General features: G+C 30.5%; 17 protein-coding genes and 1 tRNA gene. 7 read left to right on the top strand and 11 right to left on the bottom strand.

Annotated elements, in window-relative coordinates; genetic code table 11:
• Positions 1–80 precede the first annotated feature (80 nt).
• From bsdtw1_RS05460 to bsdtw1_RS05445, 4 genes are all read right to left on the bottom strand, one after another.
• On the bottom strand, positions 81–473 hold the full coding sequence (locus bsdtw1_RS05460; RefSeq protein ID WP_183276596.1) for an Hsp20 family protein: 393 nt from the start codon (positions 471–473) through the stop codon (positions 81–83).
• Positions 474–647: 174 nt separating this feature from the next.
• The gene (locus bsdtw1_RS05455; RefSeq protein ID WP_183276595.1) at positions 648–1,337 is read right to left on the bottom strand and encodes an ABC transporter ATP-binding protein; all 690 of its coding nucleotides are present in this window, start codon (positions 1,335–1,337) and stop codon (positions 648–650) included.
• Positions 1,338–1,358: 21 nt separating this feature from the next.
• A complete protein-coding gene (locus tag bsdtw1_RS05450; RefSeq protein WP_183276594.1) occupies positions 1,359–3,842 on the bottom strand; it encodes an ABC transporter permease in 2,484 nt (827 codons plus the stop codon).
• Positions 3,843–4,271: 429 nt separating this feature from the next.
• Positions 4,272–5,075, bottom strand: coding sequence for a hypothetical protein (locus tag bsdtw1_RS05445; RefSeq protein ID WP_183276593.1), 804 nt, complete (start codon positions 5,073–5,075; stop codon positions 4,272–4,274).
• 258 nt (positions 5,076–5,333) lie between these two features.
• On the opposite strand from bsdtw1_RS05445, the gene bsdtw1_RS05440 reads away from it, so the two are divergent.
• Positions 5,334–5,999 carry a DUF3794 domain-containing protein gene (locus tag bsdtw1_RS05440; RefSeq protein ID WP_183276592.1) on the top strand — a complete coding sequence of 222 codons (666 nt, stop codon included), beginning with the start codon at positions 5,334–5,336 and terminating at the stop codon, positions 5,997–5,999.
• A 117-nt stretch (positions 6,000–6,116) separates the two neighbouring features.
• Here bsdtw1_RS05440 and bsdtw1_RS05435 read toward each other — a convergent pair whose 3' ends face one another.
• A complete protein-coding gene (locus tag bsdtw1_RS05435) occupies positions 6,117–6,692 on the bottom strand; it encodes a hypothetical protein (RefSeq protein WP_183276591.1) in 576 nt (191 codons plus the stop codon).
• A gap of 169 nt (positions 6,693–6,861) precedes the next feature.
• On the opposite strand from bsdtw1_RS05435, the gene bsdtw1_RS05430 reads away from it, so the two are divergent.
• Entirely contained in the window at positions 6,862–7,116 is a 255-nt protein-coding gene (locus bsdtw1_RS05430) for a hypothetical protein (protein WP_183276590.1), read from the top strand.
• A gap of 94 nt (positions 7,117–7,210) precedes the next feature.
• Entirely contained in the window at positions 7,211–7,786 is a 576-nt protein-coding gene (locus bsdtw1_RS05425; protein ID WP_183276589.1) for a GNAT family N-acetyltransferase, read from the top strand.
• Between the two features lie 119 nt (positions 7,787–7,905).
• Here bsdtw1_RS05425 and bsdtw1_RS05420 read toward each other — a convergent pair whose 3' ends face one another.
• Positions 7,906–8,454: a PTS sugar transporter subunit IIA gene (locus tag bsdtw1_RS05420; protein WP_183276588.1), complete on the bottom strand. Its 549-nt coding sequence runs from the start codon at positions 8,452–8,454 to the stop codon at positions 7,906–7,908.
• A 314-nt stretch (positions 8,455–8,768) separates the two neighbouring features.
• Here bsdtw1_RS05420 and bsdtw1_RS05415 point away from each other — a divergent pair, with 314 nt between their 5' ends.
• The gene (locus bsdtw1_RS05415) at positions 8,769–9,395 is read left to right on the top strand and encodes a flavodoxin family protein (RefSeq protein WP_183276587.1); all 627 of its coding nucleotides are present in this window, start codon (positions 8,769–8,771) and stop codon (positions 9,393–9,395) included.
• Positions 9,396–9,450: 55 nt separating this feature from the next.
• Here bsdtw1_RS05415 and bsdtw1_RS05410 read toward each other — a convergent pair whose 3' ends face one another.
• Positions 9,451–11,448 carry a methyl-accepting chemotaxis protein gene (locus bsdtw1_RS05410; protein ID WP_183276586.1) on the bottom strand — a complete coding sequence of 666 codons (1,998 nt, stop codon included), beginning with the start codon at positions 11,446–11,448 and terminating at the stop codon, positions 9,451–9,453.
• A 621-nt stretch (positions 11,449–12,069) separates the two neighbouring features.
• On the opposite strand from bsdtw1_RS05410, the gene bsdtw1_RS05405 reads away from it, so the two are divergent.
• Both bsdtw1_RS05405 and bsdtw1_RS05400 read left to right on the top strand, forming a co-directional pair.
• Positions 12,070–13,446, top strand: a complete 1,377-nt coding sequence (locus bsdtw1_RS05405; protein ID WP_183276585.1) for a DUF2334 domain-containing protein — start codon at positions 12,070–12,072, stop codon at positions 13,444–13,446.
• Positions 13,447–13,671: 225 nt separating this feature from the next.
• Positions 13,672–15,354, top strand: a complete 1,683-nt coding sequence (locus bsdtw1_RS05400) for a GH3 auxin-responsive promoter family protein (RefSeq protein ID WP_183276584.1) — start codon at positions 13,672–13,674, stop codon at positions 15,352–15,354.
• 241 nt (positions 15,355–15,595) lie between these two features.
• Here the strand turns inward: bsdtw1_RS05400 and bsdtw1_RS05395 are convergent, their stop codons facing one another.
• Both bsdtw1_RS05395 and bsdtw1_RS05390 read right to left on the bottom strand, forming a co-directional pair.
• Positions 15,596–16,597 (bottom strand): GGGtGRT protein, encoded by a 1,002-nt coding sequence (locus bsdtw1_RS05395; protein ID WP_183276583.1) that lies wholly within the window; start codon positions 16,595–16,597, stop codon positions 15,596–15,598.
• A gap of 26 nt (positions 16,598–16,623) precedes the next feature.
• Entirely contained in the window at positions 16,624–17,316 is a 693-nt protein-coding gene (locus bsdtw1_RS05390; protein WP_183276582.1) for an iron-sulfur cluster assembly scaffold protein, read from the bottom strand.
• A 692-nt stretch (positions 17,317–18,008) separates the two neighbouring features.
• Here bsdtw1_RS05390 and bsdtw1_RS05385 point away from each other — a divergent pair.
• Positions 18,009–18,090: transfer RNA gene (locus bsdtw1_RS05385), tRNA-Leu, on the top strand.
• Between the two features lie 62 nt (positions 18,091–18,152).
• On the opposite strand, the gene bsdtw1_RS05380 is transcribed toward bsdtw1_RS05385, so the two are convergent.
• Positions 18,153–19,940 carry a GGDEF domain-containing protein gene (locus bsdtw1_RS05380; RefSeq protein ID WP_183276581.1) on the bottom strand — a complete coding sequence of 596 codons (1,788 nt, stop codon included), beginning with the start codon at positions 19,938–19,940 and terminating at the stop codon, positions 18,153–18,155.
• A gap of 259 nt (positions 19,941–20,199) precedes the next feature.
• The gene (locus tag bsdtw1_RS05375) at positions 20,200–20,571 is read right to left on the bottom strand and encodes a hypothetical protein (RefSeq protein ID WP_183276580.1); all 372 of its coding nucleotides are present in this window, start codon (positions 20,569–20,571) and stop codon (positions 20,200–20,202) included.
• Positions 20,572–20,642: the final 71 nt, after the last annotated feature.

Here is a 20,642-nt window from a genome sequence, read left to right as displayed (position 1 = left end):
ATTACGAATATATAAGATAATAAGATAAATAGACCTATTTCCACTAATTTCGAAAAATGAATTGTGCTGAAGCTTAAAAGTTATTCAAGTTTTTCTTGCTCATGGTATTCTTCCACCTCAACTATAACTTTATTTTTAATACTGAGGATATTTTTAGGTAAACTAATGATCAGATTTCCATTTTCAAACTTACCAGTTATACTTTTGGAATCCACATTTGGCACATAAAAATTCTTTCGAATATCATTTACAGTTTGAACCATATAAAAGCTGCCGTATCCCCTTCTGCTATTAACTTTATTAACTCTTACCGTTATAGTTAAATAATCATTTTCATAGTTTAAGTTTATATTATTCCTCTGAACCCCTAAAATTTTGCCAACTACTACATATTTATCATCTAGATCTAACATCTTTAGCTCAACCTTATTTTCATTTATGTTATTCATCATATTAAGTAATCCAAAAAACATTCAATCTACCTCAATAAAAGTACTTACATTTTATTGTATTTTCAAGTTATCTATTTGTTCATACATAGTAATTATTTTTGTAGTTCTTATTTTAGTGATACCCATTACGTAGAGAAAGGTATGAATTCAACTACACTTTTAAGTTTTGTTTACAAATACCAATAAGTTATCATTCTAAGAAGCAACTCCTTCCTTTGCCTGAATCTCTCCATCTTTTAGCCTTAGTATTGAGGTTCCATAGTAGGCTGCCTCTTCTGAATGAGTGACTTGTATTATAGTTTTACTTAGGTTTTTATTAATATTTTGGAACAGCTTCATTATGTCTGTTCCAGTCTTCGAATCTAAGTTACCAATAGGTTCATCTGCTAAAATTATATCTGGTTCAAACACCAAAGCTCTAGCTATAGCTACTCTTTGCTGCTGCCCGCCTGAGAGTTCTCTTGGGGTAACCTTTCTTTTATGGCTCATCTCTATTGTATCTAGAATTCTTTTAAGTTTTTCCTCATACTTCTTTAACGGTTTTCCATCAAGTATTATAGGCAATAATATATTGTCTTCTACAGTTAGGTTAGGAACAAGATTATAAAACTGGAACACAAAACCTACCTCTCTTCTTTTCATAATGCTCTTTTGCTTTTCACTTAATGAGCTTAAGTCTCTTCCATTTATGTTTACCACTCCACTGGTAGGCTTATCTAATCCACCAAGTAAGTATAATAAAGTGGATTTTCCACATCCTGATGGTCCCATTATAGATAAAAACTCACCTTTTTCTACGGAGAAGTTAATATCCTTCAGTACTTCAATCTCATCTTTTCCAACTTTAAAACTTTTATTTAAATCAAAAACCTCAATCGATCTCATATAATTCCTCCTAATAATATTTTACTCATATTTTAATTCATCTATAATAGACAGTTTTCTGCTTTTAAACAGCACTGGTAATGTTGCTAAAAACACTAAAATTAAAGAAACGCTAAGTACTATAGGTATATAAGAAATATTAAACTTAATATCTAGTGGTAGTCCTATTTTATCAGTTATCTTTGACATTAGTGATGAAGTAAGATACGCAAGCGGAGTTACTATTACCACCGCCCATATAACCGAAAGTATTGATTCCACTAAGATCATCACACCTCTTTGACCCTTAGTCATACCAACAGAGCTTAAAACCGCCATATCCTTCTTTCTTTGAATAAAACTAATTCCTATGTTGTTAAGTATTCCAAAGCAACCTATAACAACTGCCATATAGGAGAATATACTTAATATAGTCATAACCTGATCATTTTGTTCTATATTTCTATCTCTAGTTTCTTCGAAAGTCCTTACTTGCCCACCTAGGCCCTTGACTTCTCTATTTATACTTTCCTTTATATCTTTGGAGTTCTTTGAAGTATTAAAATAAACTGAGTATGAGGCTGAATCATAATATTCCTTTGGAAGTCCTTTGTAGTTCATTAATATGAATACACCGTTATTCAGCATTTTTCCATCAACAATTCCTACAACTTTATAAGCTTTAGTTGTGTTTCTAAGCTTCATATCAAAGGAATCCCCTACAGATAATTTAGTTTTTTCCGAAACTTTTCTTGTTAGTATTACTTCATCGCTAGCTCCAGATTTAAATTTATCATAAATATATTTGTTATTCTTTTCTTCCCAATTTATATAATGATCGTAATCAGTATATTTGTCAGGTTCAACAGCCATTACTGAAAACACATTGTCATTTATATTTCCATTAGCATAGTACATAAATTGGATTGATTCCTTATTAACCCCATCAGTTTTAAGTGCTACTTCTTTTATTTTATCTAAATTACCGGCAACCCCAGTACCTGAACCATTTATTTCTATACTATAATTCAATTTTTCATATATTCCACTCACTAAGACTTTAACATTTACACTTAATGAGTTTATAGTAATTATAGATACAATAGCTAATATCATAAGATTAACATTTCCAAGCAGAACCTTTGAAGTTCTCATGTTATTAAAAGAAAGTGCCATAGAACCATTAATTTTTCTTAGTACTATATATATGACCCTAGATAGAAAATCTATAAGCTTCGGAAATACAAGCATTGCCGCTGCAACTGCTGTAATCATTAAAATAGGACTAATATTTACAACAAATTTGCTATTAATTGAATTTAATATTATAACTACAATAAGAATCACAAGCCCAAATATAAACTTACCATACCCAATGTCATTTACAGTACTTGGATTATTCAAAATAACATTCTTAACTTCTAATTTTCTCGTTTTAATTACCGGTAATGCAGCTGATAGTACTGACAACAGTACTGAAAATATCATACCAAACGCTAAATATTTAACATTAATATTAGGCTTATCAATTATTCCATACTCTCTAAGTGGAGAAATAAAATAATTTATAATATATAAGATACCTACACCTGCAGCGTTTCCTATAATTCCGCCAAGAATACCATATACCAAACTTTCAAGATAAAGAATTCTTCTTATGGTTCCTCTCGTAGCACCTTGGCTTAAGAATGTACCTATTATAGGCATTCTTTCAGTTACTGTGAGCTTAAATGAACTATATATTATAATGGCACTCATGAAAACCACTATTGCCAGCATCATATAAAACATACTAGTAATTTGAGACAACTGAGATTTTACTTGCTCTTCATCAAAAAGTTCTTTTGCAGAAAACTTTGTATTAGAATCATTAAACTCTTTCACAGAATCTTTTATTGAATCTTTTGATTTATTGGCTATTATGGAATTATATTTCCCTTCTACATCAAGCTTTTTAGATATGAATTTATATGGAACAATAATTTGGAACGAATCCTTACTATCCACGTAGAAAGCACCTTCATTAGTTGCTATTGCATATACTTTCAAGGAAATCTTTTCACCATTTAAAATTATCTTTAGATTATCTCCAACATTAAGTTTAAATTTATCACTAATTCTTTTTGAGATTATGCACTTTTCTCCATCAAAATCATTAAGTTCCTTATTCGTAAGCAATATACTTTTATCAATATACTTTTCTTCTCTTCCACTAAGATTAAGTGCTTGTAAATCATCGCTATCATACACCACAGTTACGTTCAGTTCTGGCACTAAATTCTTAACACCTTTTTCATTTATATTCTCTAGAGAAAAAGTGCTTTCTCCAGTTTTAGAAGATATATATAAGTCTTTATTTTCTAGTTGTTCAAGCTGAGGCTTTACAAAACTTTCAATTGCAGATTCCACTGCTCCCATGCTCCCTACAAAAAGCGCAGTACTTAAAATTATTGCTAAGAGTAATAGTAAAAACCTTGCTTTCTTTTCTATCATGCTTTTTACAACATACTTTAAAAATATCTTCATGTTTTACCTCCATTCAAAAAATACCTACCGCCATATACTACCATACATTTTTTGTCTTTTGTGTAATATTAAGTTTTATTCATTAAATCTTAAGCTTTTATTAAGATTTGGGATACTCTTCCAGTGACTAAACATTTATATTCTTACCCTGTTGATATGTACTGATACAACTCCTCATATACTTAATTATTATTACAAGACTTTTTGTTGTTTCTACTAAAACTAAAAATTAAGCTATATTTAAGCACTGAGTTAAAATTATAGCTAATGAAAAAGCAAAAAACACATTATGGAGCAACCCTTAAGTTTCTCCATAATGTGCATCTCACACCAAAACATATAATTTTTATTATTGAATATGTAAATATTTTTATTGTATTCATCCCTTCAACAGCATAGATTTAAATCATTCCTTGCTTCAAATCTGCACTATAATTTTTTTACTACAAGTAAACCTAAACTTATAATATAGGTTATTGCGGAAAGTATTAATGCTACAATAAGCATCCCTGTTATTAAGATATTATATTTTAGTATAGCCTTATCCATAAATTCTATAGATAAGCCAAAAGCATTTAATATCACCAGGAAAAGAAAAAGAACAATTAAACCTCTTGATGCCCCTTTAATATCCGCAATACTTAAAGATATATGTGAAGATATGCATATAGCAACAAATAGGAATATATAAAAATATGGGTTTCTAAAATTTTCTCCTGAAAAAATACTCTTCACTAAATGACCATATGATGTTAGTAATCCTTCTATAGTAATCTTTCCAATCCTAGTTATATGAAGTGAGTTAAATAATATATCTATAAATTTATTATACGTATTTGGTATTGCAAAATACATAACCGTAATTATAGTTATAACTCCACCAAATATTGGTGCAACTCCTATAAAGAAGTTACCAACTTGCTGATATATACTATTAGGATTATAACTATGATCGACATACCCCATTACACCATTATTGTCTGGCTTTTGAAATAACTTTATATCCCTTATATTATGTCCAAATATTAGAGCTAAAATGGCATGACTCAGCTCATGTATAGGTACTCCTATAAATCCAGTAACCATGACAGCATTAAATCCTAAGCTCTTATAAATATTCTTAATGGAATTATTTCTAAGCAAACCCAAAATCAATCCAAAAAATATTATCATCCCTGTTAGATATAAAGTTTCAACCAAAGATCTAATTAACAAATTAACAATAAACTCCATACTATCTTCTCACCTTTCAAATTTAGAAGTATTTCCTACTCAAATATCTATTTCTAAAACTCACAACATTAATAAAACTATGTACTGTAAATTTATCTGAGCTACTCATTGTTAATCAAAAAAACAAGTAACATTTTCATCATAACGACAATATAATATATTATAAAACAAATGAAAAAGATTAACGACATACCAATAAAAAATTTATATTTTCTTTACATGTCGTTAATTAATAATATATTAAAGGAGTATTAAACTATGAACAATAGATTTTTAGCATATAAACAAATGCCAACCTACGGCAAAGCACCTTATCAGCAATGTGAAAAGAAAGAATCTTACTATCCAATGGAGTACAAAAAAATTCTTCAGGTCCCAGTAATCGTTGGCTTTGGTGATACTCAAGAATTAGTTGTTAAAGAAAGCATTATATCTCCACCAAGTCCTCCAGTTTTCCGTATAGTAAAAGTTGATACAGAAGTAGTTATAACAAATACCGAATTAGTACCAAGAATAATGCACCAAGAACAAAAATGTGATGGAAAATGGTGGGCAAAGGTAATCATAGATGGTTTTATAGATAAAAATGTTCTTTATAAAACTATTGAAGATTTTACTTGCGAAACTGTTAATGGTCCAGTATATCAGTTTACAACAAGATTCCCATTTGCTACTTTTGTAGAAGTTGAAGCAAAAGAACCTATAAAAGAAACAGATAATGTTGAAATATTAAAGGCATTTGTAGAAGGTTCAAAGGAAGAGTTATTAGACCCTAATCCAGTAGCAGTAGGAGCTCCTGATTGGGCAGTAACCTATAACAGACTTCTTGAAAAGCTTATTGTTAGAATAGATCTTAAGGTTACAAGAATGGAGCATGTACCTGTAACTATAGAAGAACACAAAAAAGAATGTAAACCATACTAAATTTTTAATAAAATACGTTAATAATAGAAAGTGCAGTTGGATTTCATCCAATTGCACTTTTATAATTATTAGATATATAAATTTAAAATAAAAGTCTCATAAGTTCTGGAATAGCATTCATATATTATTTCTATTAAATCTTTCTTTTAAAGTCTTTTCATCCATTTCCATTATCTCAAGCACAGAAAATTTCTTATCTAATTTACGATGCCAAACTTCAGATTTCGTTGATTTTAATGTTGAAAATACACTTTCATTTGTTCTTTTTTTATATACTTCATTTTCTTTACTTAATGAATATGAGATATCAAGTTTTCCTGAAATAGTTATTTCATAAATTGACCCATTTTCTTCTCTCATGTTTTTTAGAGCCTCACACTGAAAATATAATGTACAGCTTAATGATTCTGAATCAATAGTTCCATTAAATTTACCTTCAATCACCTCAGAAAAAGTTCTCTCTATTTTTTTAATCTTATATATTTTTTTATTTATATCTAAATTCTGCACATAAAAAATATATACATAATAATCTCCAAATACACCTATTTCTTTTTCTGATAATACCTTTATAAATATGTTAGATGACTTCGCTCTACAATCTAGAATTATGTCACTTTCTCTAAAGCTTATTTTACAAATATCATTAAATTTTTTATTAATGTTAATAACCTTAGAATCAGCTTTAATCATAAGTTCTATTCTCCTCAATACACAATATCTTGTTATATATTATCTCAATTTTAATACTTTTGTTCCTTAATTTATTATGAATTATGAAAACATTTGAAACCAATATATAAATTATGTATAATTGTATGAATAAATAAGCAAATACAATAACATTTCGAGGTTATTAAATATGAACATTAAGCAAATAATCACAGCTTCAGCATTTTTACTAATAGCACTTTTAGTTCTAAAAAACTATATTTCCATAAAAAAACCGTACAACTATCTAGTGGTTGCTTTTATAGTACCTGCGATACTATTTCAAACACCTTTGACTAATAAGATAAGTACAAACCTAGAAACAATATTCGCTGGAGTATACCTAATTTGTTCTTTTGTACTTTTATTTAGTTATAATCACTCACTGATCAAAAAGAAAAAATAGCAATCGCTGAAACGTTTAACACATCCTCAATTTATCATATATGGTATAATATGTACATAATTTCCTAGGAAATATTGTCGAAGGAGTGAACTTAATGAATTTTAATAGTAATGACAATAACATATTTAATAGTATACGTTCTAATGGTTACTTGATATCGAAAGCAACAATAAAAGATATCAATGAATTAGAAGAATTGTACGATAATCTTAATGATTATTTGGAAACCACAACCAATTATCCCGGTTGGAAGAAGGGCATATATCCTGTTAGAGAAACAGCAGTAAATGGAATTAGAAAGAATAATTTATTTGTATTAAAAATAGATAATAAAATAGCAGGTTCTATTATACTTAATCACTTGCAAGAAGATGCATATAGAGGAGTTAATTGGGGAATTGACGCAAAAGATGAGGAAGTTGTTGTAATACATACTTTTGTGGTTAATCCAAAATATATGAAAAATGGAATAGGACAAAAGCTAATAGATTTTTCTAAAGAATTTTGTATAAAGAATGGATTTAAGACTATCCGCCTTGATGTTTCTATAAAAAATGCTCCTGCAATAGCGTTATATGAAAAAAGCGATTTCAAATACGTCGGTACTGTTGATCTTGGACTTAATATTCCTGATTTAAAATGGTTTAAACTATATGAAATAATATTTTAGTATATAGCTTTAAAGATGAAACACTTCGATTAGAAATCTATTTTAAAACTCTCACGGGTTCTGGTGAGAGAATTTAAAAATATAAACTTTATTACGAAGTGGTTCATCTATAACTATTCTTATCTTATAACCTGAATAAATGGCTCTGTCTCCTTTACTTTTTCAGCCTCTGTTCCTCTAATTTCTTTATAATCATCTGTATTCGTGATTACTACAGACGTTATCACATCATAGCCTTCATTCCTAATTTTTTCTATATCAAATTCAACTAATAACTCTCCTGCTTTTACATCAAAGCCTTGATCTACGTGAGCTTTAAAGTATCTCCCTTCAAGATTTACTGTATCAATACCAACATGTATCAAAACTTCAACTCCATCTTTACTTTTTAAAGCCAGTGCATGCTTAGTATTGAAAATAGCCACTATTTCACCATCAACCGGTGCTACAACTCTTCCTCTTGTTGGCTCTATAGCCATACCTTTGCCCATAAGTTCCTGTCCGAATGTAGGATCATTTACTTCACTTAGCTTCCTTACCTCCCCTTCTAGAGGACTATAAACAATTTCACCACTCCTAAACTTATTATCATTATTATAACTGCTTCTTGTATTATTACTTCGCTCTTTTGATCTAAAAATATTCTTAAATAAATCTTTAACTCCCATCAAACAATTCCTCCAAACCATTAATACTCAAAACTAACTTATGCACGGAAGTCAGTAAAAATGCTACCTTAAGATACTAACATTTAAGAATGCTTTTAGTTGTACTACACTTTTTAAAAACACTAACTCTACTTTAAGTTAGTATTTTACTTTAAAGTAAGTTATTTATTTTATACTTTTGTTATTGTATATTATTAGTAGTATAAAGTAGATAAGCCTTTAGATTTAAAAATTTCATCCATCTATTTATATATAGTAGTTATTATCTAACGTGGATATCTACGAGTCATTTATAATATTAAAGAGGTGTAAAAATGAAGGTATTACTTATTAATGGAAGCCCTAAAGCCCAAGGATGTACTTTTACTGCATTAAGCGAAGTTGCCAAAGAGTTAAATAAAGCAAACATTGAAACAGAAATTTTTCACGTAGGAAATAAACCTATTCGTGGATGTATGGCATGCGGTGGATGCTATAATACTGATGGAAAATGTGTATTTAATGATGATACTGTAAATATCGCCCTAGAAAAAGCTAAAGATGCCGATGGCTTTATATTTGGTTCTCCAGTCCATTATGCAGCTGCATCTGGGCAAATAACAGCTTTCCTAGATAGATTCTTCTATGCTGGTGACGGATTCCAATACAAACCAGGAGCTGCAGTGGTTAGCTGCAGACGTGGAGGTTCAACTGCTGCTTTTGAGCAATTAAATAAATACTTTACAATTGCTAATATGCCTGTTGTATCTTCTCAATATTGGAACATGGTTCATGGTAACACTCCTGAAGAAGTAAAACAAGATTTAGAAGGAATGCAAACCATGAGAACTTTAGGTAAGAACATGGCTTGGCTTCTAAAATGCATACAAGCTGGTAAGGACGCTGGCATAAATATCCCTGAAAAAGAAGATCAAAGAGCAGTTACTAATTTTATACGTTAATATGAAAAAGAGCTTAAACTTTATTGTGTTAAGCTCTTTTACTATAACCTACATATTACATTTTAAACTTATCTATTTCATCTTTTAGCCTTTCAGCTAAATCTTGTAACTCAGTTGTATGCTGAGTAAACTTTTCCATTGTAGCAGTAACTTCTTCTGTTGAAGCAGTTACCTCTTCTGTTGAAGACGCTGTTTCCTCTGAGACAGCCGAAGTATTTTCTACTTGAGTAACTAATACTTGCTTTTGTACTTGCATATTCTCTACTGACTTCTTAACATTTTGAACCTTATCTGTTAGAGTTTTTATTGCAAGTAATATATCAGTAAATATTTGCTCTGTTTTTGCTACAGCCTCATTCTGCTCTGAACTAATCTTCTTGGTGTCATCCATAGCTTGTACTGCTGTTGTAGCTTTTTCTTTTATGTTTTCAATTATTGATTTAATTTGTTCTGTAGAACCTTTAGATTGTTCTGCAAGCTTCCTGATTTCATCTGCAACCACAGCAAATCCTTTTCCTGCTTCCCCTGCTCTTGCTGCTTCAATTGAAGCATTTAATGAAAGTAAGTTTGTTTGCTCAGTTATTGCATTTATAGCATCTGATATAGTACTAATCTCTTTCACGCTCGTATCCATATCAATTACTATCTCAGAAACCTTCTTTGAAGCTTGCATAGTCTCACTATTTTTGTTGATAAGTATATTTACTGTATCTATTCCTTGCTTACTTAAAACTTCAGTATTTTTTGATACATTATTCATGTCATTAGTTATTACAGCAATATCGTCCAATCTGTCAGACAGCTGTCCAACACCAGTTGCAGTCTCTTGTGAATTCTCTGCTAAGTCATTAGCTCCTTGAGATATTTCAGAAACAGCTAAGGCTACTTGTGACATTGAAGCAGTGGTTTCCTCTGCCATACTTGAGAGATTTGAAGTTGTATCTAAAACTCTATTTGATGTTTTCTTAGCACTGTCTAATAGTACACCAATATTTTTTATCATAGCATTGTAATCTCTTGCAAGTTCTCCAAGTTCATCTTTTGATTTAACCTCTACAAAAGTGGATAAATCTCCTTGTGAAGCCTTTGCAAACACTTCTTTTAACTTTTTAACATTCATTGAAAGTCCTCTACTTAACACTAGGGATAGTGCTACCGTAATTAAAAACATTATGCCTATTATTATTGAAGTATTTACCAGAATTGATTTTGTGTCAGTAGTTAGTTCACTTTGATCCAACGTAGCTACCAATTTCCATCCAGTTAGTCTATTTGTCTGAAATACTCCAAACTTATCCACACCATTGAATGTATAATTTACAAATCCACTATCCTCAGATTTTGCTTTATCCCAGAAAGATTGTTTTGCAGCTGCATCTGTATTAATAAGACTTCTGTTTGGGTGAGCTAAAATATTACCTGCTGTATCAGCAATAAATACATATCCTGAATTTCCTATTTTCTTTGTTGCTATTCTGTCTGCAAGTGTAGATAATGTACAATCAATACCAAGTACACCTACTACTTTTCCATCCTTCTCTACTGTTTGTGCAATACCAACAACCATACTCCCTGTTGCTGCATCTTTGTATGGTGGAGTTACAACAACTTTTCCTTTAGCTTCTATCGCTTGCTTATACCAAGGTCTTGTAGTTGCGTCATATCCATCTGGCATCTTTACATTAGGATATATTACAAACTTTCCAGAAGCAGTTCCATAATATGAGTCAAGAATATCATTGTCACTCTCTTTAACATTTTTTAATATTTCTGATACTAGTCCTAAATTATTCTCATTATCTATATTTGTAATAGGCGGATTTTTTGCAGTCATAGAAGTTATGTCAGAAAGCCCATGAAAATAATCCATTAGTCCATTATTTATCTCAGTAAGAGTTTGAGTACTTGTAAGATTTAATTTGTTGTTAAGGATTGATTTTGATTTATTGTATGAAAAAAAGCTTGTTATAAGTAATGGAATTATACAAACTGATATTAAACTAACAATTAATTTACTACGAATGCTATTTATGCTTGCTTTTTTAAATTTCATTTTAACCCTCCATAATTATGATTATTTTAAAAAATAATTATTTTTTCCATAGAACCTATAGTTTAAATATTTTCACTAAATTATAGATTTTATGTCAAATGTGCGTTTACATTTCCTCCATTCTAGCTTTATCTTATAAAATTATACAAATATCTAATTATATTATCGTTTAATTTTACAAGTACTAAAGTTATAAATACTAAAGTTATAAATACTAAAACTTCCAAAAAAGAACATAAAAAAGCCCCACTGCAACCCCATTACGTAAGCCGTGAGACCTTATATACCGATTTAAATTGATTACTTTTTCAAAACTTCTTCACCATAAACTTTTAATCATTGAAATAAAACCTTAAAATAACACTTGTGTCTTATATTTATACTACTATTAAATTTGTAACATAAATTTAACTTTTCTTTAAGTTATTCTATTCAAAATAATGGTACAATCCTCTTAACATATTTATGGATGTCCCACTTCATTTTGAAACTTATTATTTTGAAACTTAGTATTTTTAAATTCTCTCACCAGAACCCGTGAGAGTTTTAAAAATAGATTTCGGATTGAAGTGGTACATCTTTATAAATGATTTATACATATAATAAAGGAGCGAAAAACACATGCCATGGAATTCAAAAACGCTGATTTTTTCTTTTTTATCGTTAATCTTAACCCTATTAATCTCATATAATATCCTTTCTTATTTTAATTTTTTTAGAACTAATACCAACAAGACTGATTATTCGATTTTACTTACAAAAAACAATTTCAAGCGTTCTTATACTCCAAAAATCAAATTTTCTGACAGACCTATATCAGAAATTAATGGTGTAAGTTTAAGCATCTTAGATGGGACAAGCATACCTGATGTGCCTATGATACTTAAATCCCAAAGATATTATATACCACTTAATGTTGTTTCAAAAAAATTGAATTATACTGTAGATAACTCAAGAGGCTCACTATTTATATCTAATAAAAGTAATAAAATTTTTTTGACTGAAGACTCTTATGAAAAAAATTCTAAAAAAGGATCTCTTAGAGGTAACTTAATTAATTATAATAATACCTTCTATATCTCAATATCAGATATAGAAGAGCTTTTTGATTTAATTGCTGTATTCAATTTTGAAAATAAAAAAATTAATCTTATTCAAGATAACGTTGAAGCTCCTAAAAAATCTTCAATACTGTATAATTACAAAACCTCTCTAATGAGATTTGAAGATTTCGGTTGTGGCTATTCAAATATTGTAGATAAAAATCAAACAAAAATAAAAATCATGACAAATTTACTTTATTCCAATGGAATGAAGTTTCACGTCTCATGGATGCCTAGATTCGTAGTTCCTTCAGCTAACTTTGATAATGATTTGCTCACAAAAGACAATATAATAAATGCTGGTTTTGTGAATGTACTAGATTATATGCTTAATAAAGGTGGAGAAATCGGTCTACACGGCTATACTCACCAATCTGGTAACATTGCAAGTGGAACCGGCGAAGATATGTCAAAGGACGTAAATAGCACTGAAGCTGAGACTCGAGCAGTTATAGAAAAAGGAATAGACACAGCAAGTGCTTTAAATATTCCTATTTCGTATTATGAAAGTCCTCATTATAGAGCCACTACTGAGCAAAAGAAAATAATTGGCGAATATTTTCAGTTTCTATATGAACATTATGATTATTCAAAAAAAGATAACATATATAAAACTGAGGATCGTCATTTATTTGTTCCAACTCCATTAGGCCGTATATCAGATACTGCTATTGATACGCAGCGCATTATAGATAACTTTAATGAAGACAACCCTAATATACTTAAAAGCTTTTATTACCACCCCTCTACAGAAATAGACTATATTAATTTTGAAACAAATGATAATAAGCTAAACATAAATTACAATCCAGACTCGCCACTACAAAGAATTGTAAAAACTCTTAAGAATGATGGATATACTCCTGTTCATATTGATGAGCTTTTAGATAAATAAAGATGAAACATTTTAATCCTAGATCTATTTTCAAAACTCCTCTGGGTTTAGAGGAGAATTTTAAAATATAAATTTAAATATGAAGTATTTCATCTAGAATAATTAGAAAAGAGAAATACATTGTTAGATACTATAAAATCTAAGCAATATATTTCTCTTTCTTTATATCAACAACTATACTTTTTCATATACTAATTATGAAAAATACTTCGGGAGCGTGTCATCTTGAGCATTATAAGTACCGCGTTATATAAAATCACTATAGAAGGAGGATCTGTTGTAAAAAGAAAGTTTGATAAGGATACTAAAACTTGTAAAGCTGTAAATGAAAAAGTACTTTTTAAAATCTTAAGAAGAAATCACAAAAGCGAAATAGGCACAAAGTTTAAATTTAAAGAAATTAAATCTATAGAAGATTTTAAAACTCAAGTTCCACTAACAGAATATAGTTATTACGAAAATTATATAAACCGGATGTCCAAAGGCGAATCAAATGTTTTAACTAGCGAAAACGTGGAATACTTTGGTCATACCTCTGGAACCACAGGAAAGCAAAAACTTATCCCTTCTACTAAAAGCAGCAGAAAATCAGCTTCTAAGTACATGGCACTACTTACAAACAAAATTTGTTATGATAACTTCAAAAACAGCTGGAGTTATGGTAAAGGATTAATGATAGCGGACATTGTTATGACTACTTATACTGAAGCAGGTATTCCAATCTGTTCTGCAACCTCCGGTGGTATGAATAGTATAAAACGAATATTGCCTTACTTATATACTTCACCAATAGAGGTAATGAAAATAAAAGATAAAGAAGCTGCCTTATATCTTCACCTACTTTTTGCATTATACGAAGTTAATCTTATGTATATTAGCGGGGTTTTTATATCCAATGTGCTTGATCTATTTAGAGTTTTAGAAAGTAACTGGCAAGCCCTAGTGAGCGATATAAGAAAAGGACGTATAAGTGCAAATCTTAAAACAGATGAAAATACTAGAACATATTTAAATAAATTAATTAAGCCGAACTCTGTAAGAGCAGATAAGCTAGAACTAGAGTTTAATAAAGGTTTTAACGGAATAGTTAGAAGGATATGGCCTAGCTTAATCTATATTATTACAGTAACTGGCGCAAACTTCTCCATATATGATGACAAGGTAAATCATTATACCGATTCACTTCCAATTTACACTCCGGCCTATGCTGCTACAGAAGCTATGATTGGTATTAATCCGTATGTAGGTAAAGTTAGATATGTAATTATCCCTGATACTGTATTTTACGAGTTTATCCCCATTAAAGAATACAAAGAAAATGATACCAACACACTTTGTATCGATGAGATACTAATAGGTAAAAAGTATGAAGTGATAGTCACTAATTACCAAGGGCTTTATAGATATAGAATTGGTGATGTAATTAAGGTAGTAGGCTTTTATAACAACTGTCCTGAGATAGAATTTTTGTATAGAAAAAATCAAGTTCTCAACATGGTAGCTGAAAAGACCAATGAAGAGCATTTAACCAGTGCTATAAATGCTACAGTAAAAGAACTACAGTTGAATGTAGTTGACTATACAACCTTCCCTGACAATTCAATTACTCCTGGAAGATATATCTTTTATTTTGAATTTAAAAACAATTTATCTGAACATAATATCAAAGTGATAGAACAAACCTTAGACTCACAACTCAGAAAAGCAAACTTAGCCTATGATAGAGCTAGAGCCTCTCATAAGTTAGGTATGATAAAAGTAGTTCTTGTATCTTCTAACACTTTTAATTCAATAAAGGAAGTTCTATTTAATAAAGGGATATCAAAAAATCAAATTAAAGTACCAAGAGTTCTGACAAATAACCCAAATATATTAAGTATTATCAACAAGCGAAAATTGACTAGTTAAATTTAGTTATGCATTATAAGAAAACCGTACTTAATAAAAAAGTGCGGTTTGTTTTGAATCTAACAGATAACATTTAAATATTTACCAACGCAAATAATATACCAATATGAAGCTCTTGATCAATGATAGATAAGATGAATTTGACCTTTGGTTGTTCTCTATTAGGTATCGGATAGTAAAAAAAGCCCCACGACAAACCCCTTACGTAAGCCGTGAGACCTTATATACTAATTTAAATTGATTACTTTGTTAAAGCTTCTTCAATAGCAACTGCTACTGCAACTGTTGCTCCAACCATTGGGTTATTACCCATTCCGATAAGACCCATCATTTCAACGTGAGCTGGAACTGATGATGATCCTGCGAATTGTGCATCTGAGTGCATTCTTCCCATAGTATCTGTCATACCGTATGAAGCTGGACCTGCTGCCATGTTGTCTGGGTGAAGAGTTCTTCCAGTACCACCACCTGATGCAACTGAGAAGTATTTCTTTCCTAGATCAATCATTTCTTTCTTGTATGTTCCAGCAACTGGATGTTGGAATCTTGTAGGGTTAGTTGAGTTACCAGTTATTGATACGTCAACGCCTTCTTTGTGCATTATTGCAACACCTTCTCTAACGTCATCTGCACCGTAGCATCTAACCTTAGCTCTTGGTCCCTTTGAATAAGCAACTTCTTTAACTATTGCTAATTCTCCAGTGTAGTAGTCAAACTTAGTTTGAACATATGTGAATCCATTGATTCTTGATATTATTTGAGCTGCATCTTTTCCAAGACCGTTAAGTATAACTCTTAATGGCTCTTTTCTTACTTTGTTAGCTTTTTCAGCTATCTTTATAGCACCTTCTGCAGCAGCAAATGATTCATGTCCTGCAAGGAAAGCAAAACATTTAGTTTCTTCGCTTAAAAGCATTGATCCTAGGTTACCATGTCCTAGACCAACTTTTCTGTCATCAGCAACTGATCCTGGGATACAGAATGCTTGTAAACCTTCACCGATTGCTTTTGAAGCATCAGCAGCTTTTGTGCAGTTTGATTTAACAGCTATAGCAGCACCTAATACATATGCCCATCCAGCGTTTTCAAATGCTATTGGTTGAGTTTCTCTTACTATAGTATATGGATCGAATCCTAAATCAACACAAAGTTGTCTAGCTTCTTCCAATGATTTTATACCGTACTTTTCTAATACAGGTGTTATTTGTCCTATTCTTCTTTCATAACTTTCAAATAATGCCATTTCTTTATCCTCCTTCATCCACTTAATTATGCATGTCTTGGGTCAATTACTTTAGCAGCGTCATCGAATCTTCCGTATTGTCCTGTTGCACCTTCTAAAGCTTCTTGAGCATCTTTACCCTTAGCTATAGCTTCCATCATTTTTCCTAGGTTAACAAACTTGTATCCGATTATTTCTCCAGCTTCATCTAAAGCTACATTAGTAACATAACCTTCAGCCATTTCAAGGTATCTTGGACCCTTAGCTAATGTTCCGTACATAGTACCAACTTGGCTTCTAAGTCCTTTTCCTAGGTCTTCAAGACCTGCACCTATTGGAAGTCCGCCTTCTGAGAAAGCACTTTGTGATCTTCCGTAAACTATTTGAAGGAATAATTCTCTCATAGCTGTATTTATAGCATCACAAACTAAATCTGTGTTTAATGCTTCTAATATAGTCTTTCCAGGTAATATTTCAGATGCCATAGCAGCTGAGTGAGTCATACCTGAACATCCTATTGTTTCAACTAAAGCTTCTTGGATTATACCATCCTTAACATTTAAAGTTAATTTACAAGCTCCTTGTTGAGGTGCACACCAGCCTACTCCGTGAGTTAATGCTGATATATCAGTAACTTCTTTTGCTTGTACCCATCTTCCTTCTACAGGAATTGGAGCTGCTCCATGATTAGGGCCTTTTGCAACTACACACATTTCTTCAACTTCTTTTGAATACATCATTTTGTTTTCTCCTCCTTAATATTAATAAAGATTTTCAAACGCTTGTTGTAGCCTGTATCTAGATAAACGTACGGATATTAAGACACCATTTTAAAATTAATCTAACTTCATATTGACTTAGAAATCAAATTAACTCTTAGTAATACCTAACTCCATAGCTCGTCCACATATAAAAAATAATTAATAAGCTACCTCAAAATTTAAGCCTCATGTAATGGCCTTTTAAAACTGGGCATTAATAAAAAAGACCAAGGCATTTCACCAGCGGGTTAAAATCAATCCCACTGGGATAAATTTTGCTACCCACATATATTCTAGCAAAACTCCTCCTCAGTAACAATATATTTCTAAAATTTTTTCCACAAATTTCGATTATTAGTCTCTTTCCCCTAAGCAAACTAAGTATTTACAACCATCTTATCTTTGATTTATAAATATATCACTATCCTACTTTTATCAATAACCATATCCATTAAGTTTTAAAATAGTAAATCTAAGGTTTTTATTTGAATAATATACCAAATTAATCTTAAATATATTTTTAAATATTCTTTAAATTAATTGGTTATGCGGGAGATGCTATATGAGCGAGCTATTAGAATTAAATGATTTATAGCTTCCAATTTTTATTCATAGTACAAAAAAAAGTATTGCATTATACTTTTTTTTATGATAATATAATCATGTTGCTTGCCGATGTGGCGGAACGGCAGACGCACTCGACTCAAAATCGAGCGGGAAACCATGAGGGTTCGAATCCCTCCATCGGCACCAAAAAAACACACTTTACCTAAGTGTGTTTTTTTATTTATGAAAAAATCGCTGTTTCAATATTATCACTTAACATCATCTATTAGATAGCAGCTACCATGAATTTTTTTAGCTTCCTTCTTTATCGCAGCAACACATAGCGCAACATCCTCAGGATTAGAATAACTAACGAATTTACCATATACACCTGCTATGGAAAGAGAGGTTATCGGAAGTTTTTCTTTGTTACCCCTTCTATCTACAGCTTCAATAAATTTATTATTTCTATCATTTTCATTAAAAAAATTTAAGATACCTTGGTTAAACTTCTCTATTACCTTGCTGCATAGATTCCTGCATTCTTCAATTGGATTCTCCAATATACTAACAAAATCATCTCCTCCTATATGTCCCACGAATCCGTTATAAGGAAAAAGCGATTTTATTTCAGTGTTTATTAGCTGCGCAGTATATTTGATAATTCTATCTCCATTTTCAAATCCGTATGTATCATTGTAAACTTTAAAATTGTCTAAATCAAAATAAAGGATACAATATGTACGCTCTGTTTTAAGGATATTGTTTATAGTGTTTTGTATAACCATATTACCAGGAAGCTCTGTTAGTGGATTAAGCTGTCTAGCATAATTACATTCCAGCATCGTATTATAATTAAGTAAGTTTTTTATAGAGACTACCCCACAATATTTATCATTATTCGTTACAATGATATAATCATAGATATTTTTTGTCTTTCTAGACATAGCCATTCTTGAAACTTCATTAACTGGTGTATGATAATCTATTATTAGTGGGTTTTCATCCATCACTAGGGATATAGGTCGTTTTGTAAAAACTGCTACGCCAAATTGAGTAGCAAGAGCAGAGTCCAAAGTATGTTTCATTATGAGTCCAATAGGCTTTTCATTCTCTACTATGCATGCTCCTGCAATATCGTTAAAATCAAAATACTCTTTGATTTCTTTACATTGAGTTGTAGCACTAAAGGTTTTATCATTGACTACAATTTCACCAACATTATTAGAAGTATAATTATTATACATATTTTCTTTTAATTTATTGAATCTTATAATTAATTCTTTTACTGAACCAGGTATATCTAAAAATGTACCTGCTGGCCTACTAATAAAGTATCCTTGTCCTGCATATACCCCTAAGCTTATTAGAGTCTTTAATTCCTCTTCTGTTTCTATTCCTTCGGCTATAAGTTTCATATTAGTAGACTCTGAAAGTTTTACAAAACATTCTAATAAAGATTGCTTAAAAGAGTCTTTATTTATATCTCTTATTAAATCCATATCTATTTTAATATAATGAGGCTTGGTTTCATTTAGCATCTTAAGTCCTGAGTAGCCTGAACCCGTATCATCAATTGCAATTTTATATCCTTGATCCACATAATTATCAAGTGCTTGCCTAAATCCCTTATAATCTTCAATACAGGTCTTCTCGGTTATTTCAAAAACTATACAATCAGGCGACATATTATGCTCTGCTAAAAATTCCTTTGTAAAGCCTCTTTTAAACTTTTCATCCTTAAAAATATGAGGGTCTACGTTTATAAACAGATATTTATCTTTATCAAGATTTGTCGCTCTTTCTATAGCCTTTATCCTACATAGTTGCTCTAATTCCCAGGTTTTGTTGTAAGTTTGAGCAGACTTAAATAGTTTATCTGGATTTTGTAGTGGCGAGCTTATAGGCCCCCTACTCAAAGCTTCATAGCCTATAATTGTAGCATCTAAAAGTGAAACGATAGGTTGATAAACTGTAGAAATATTTTTACTATCAAGTATACTTTTCAATTCAGCCACCTCACTATAATTTGAAATATCAACTAATCCATTTATCATATTTTAATCTCCTCTTATGTTTATTAACTAATCCTATATGGAAAACCGTATGAATTTAGTTAAAATATAGCACAGTATTATTAATAATATTGCTGTTTAAGTTAACTCTATGTAAAATATATTAGATTCTTTAAATTACATTATTTTTTAAGTCGTTACTCATATTTATCCGCAGATATAATTGAGTTATAAATTCCTAAAGAATAAAAAAATAACTATCCAAAATAATTTCTAATTTATCTTGGATAGTTTCTTAAACTTATATTTCCTTTAAAAAATCTTTTAAAGCACCAATAAATTTACCCTCATAATAAGTTTCCAACTTGTGATCTTTTATTTTCACTCTTGTTTTTGGATCAACACCATTCTCTATACAATGAGCTGCAAATATACTAATCTGCTTCTTTCCAACAGTGTGAGGATCAAGGGCCGGCTCACCTTCTAAAGTATAAAACCCTTCACCATCCAGCTTAACGAACCTCAGAGCACTATCATAATCAAGTTCATTTTTATCTTTCGAAGACATTATAAAAGTATGATGAAAATCGTTTTTTACAGCTGTCATATAGTCATAACTTTCTACATGCCCATCTTTCAATACAACTCCAATAATCGGTAAATTATTACTCACTGTAGCTCCCCTTTCATTTGTAACTCAACTTTAAATTTTAGGCTATATTTAAGTATAGTATTTATCATATC

The organism is Clostridium fungisolvens (genome assembly GCF_014193895.1).
In the GTDB taxonomy this organism is placed as follows: domain Bacteria; phylum Bacillota; class Clostridia; order Clostridiales; family Clostridiaceae; genus Clostridium_AR; species Clostridium_AR fungisolvens.
This window is presented reverse-complemented; position numbering and strand designations above follow the sequence as displayed.

Coding starts and splice junctions, on each gene's coding strand:
- bsdtw1_RS05415 (WP_183276587.1), top strand. CDS start 8,769: ATGAAGGTATTACTTATTAATGGAAGCCCTAAAGCCCAAGGATGTACT.
- bsdtw1_RS05395 (WP_183276583.1), bottom strand. CDS start 16,597: ATGGCATTATTTGAAAGTTATGAAAGAAGAATAGGACAAATAACACCT.
- bsdtw1_RS05450 (WP_183276594.1), bottom strand. CDS start 3,842: ATGAAGATATTTTTAAAGTATGTTGTAAAAAGCATGATAGAAAAGAAA.
- bsdtw1_RS05455 (WP_183276595.1), bottom strand. CDS start 1,337: ATGAGATCGATTGAGGTTTTTGATTTAAATAAAAGTTTTAAAGTTGGA.
- bsdtw1_RS05430 (WP_183276590.1), top strand. CDS start 6,862: ATGAACATTAAGCAAATAATCACAGCTTCAGCATTTTTACTAATAGCA.
- bsdtw1_RS05390 (WP_183276582.1), bottom strand. CDS start 17,316: ATGATGTATTCAAAAGAAGTTGAAGAAATGTGTGTAGTTGCAAAAGGC.
- bsdtw1_RS05435 (WP_183276591.1), bottom strand. CDS start 6,692: ATGATTAAAGCTGATTCTAAGGTTATTAACATTAATAAAAAATTTAAT.
- bsdtw1_RS05420 (WP_183276588.1), bottom strand. CDS start 8,454: ATGGGAGTTAAAGATTTATTTAAGAATATTTTTAGATCAAAAGAGCGA.
- bsdtw1_RS05445 (WP_183276593.1), bottom strand. CDS start 5,075: ATGGAGTTTATTGTTAATTTGTTAATTAGATCTTTGGTTGAAACTTTA.
- bsdtw1_RS05380 (WP_183276581.1), bottom strand. CDS start 19,940: ATGATAAATGGATTAGTTGATATTTCAAATTATAGTGAGGTGGCTGAA.
- bsdtw1_RS05425 (WP_183276589.1), top strand. CDS start 7,211: ATGAATTTTAATAGTAATGACAATAACATATTTAATAGTATACGTTCT.
- bsdtw1_RS05440 (WP_183276592.1), top strand. CDS start 5,334: ATGAACAATAGATTTTTAGCATATAAACAAATGCCAACCTACGGCAAA.
- bsdtw1_RS05410 (WP_183276586.1), bottom strand. CDS start 11,448: ATGAAATTTAAAAAAGCAAGCATAAATAGCATTCGTAGTAAATTAATT.
- bsdtw1_RS05460 (WP_183276596.1), bottom strand. CDS start 473: ATGTTTTTTGGATTACTTAATATGATGAATAACATAAATGAAAATAAG.
- bsdtw1_RS05405 (WP_183276585.1), top strand. CDS start 12,070: ATGCCATGGAATTCAAAAACGCTGATTTTTTCTTTTTTATCGTTAATC.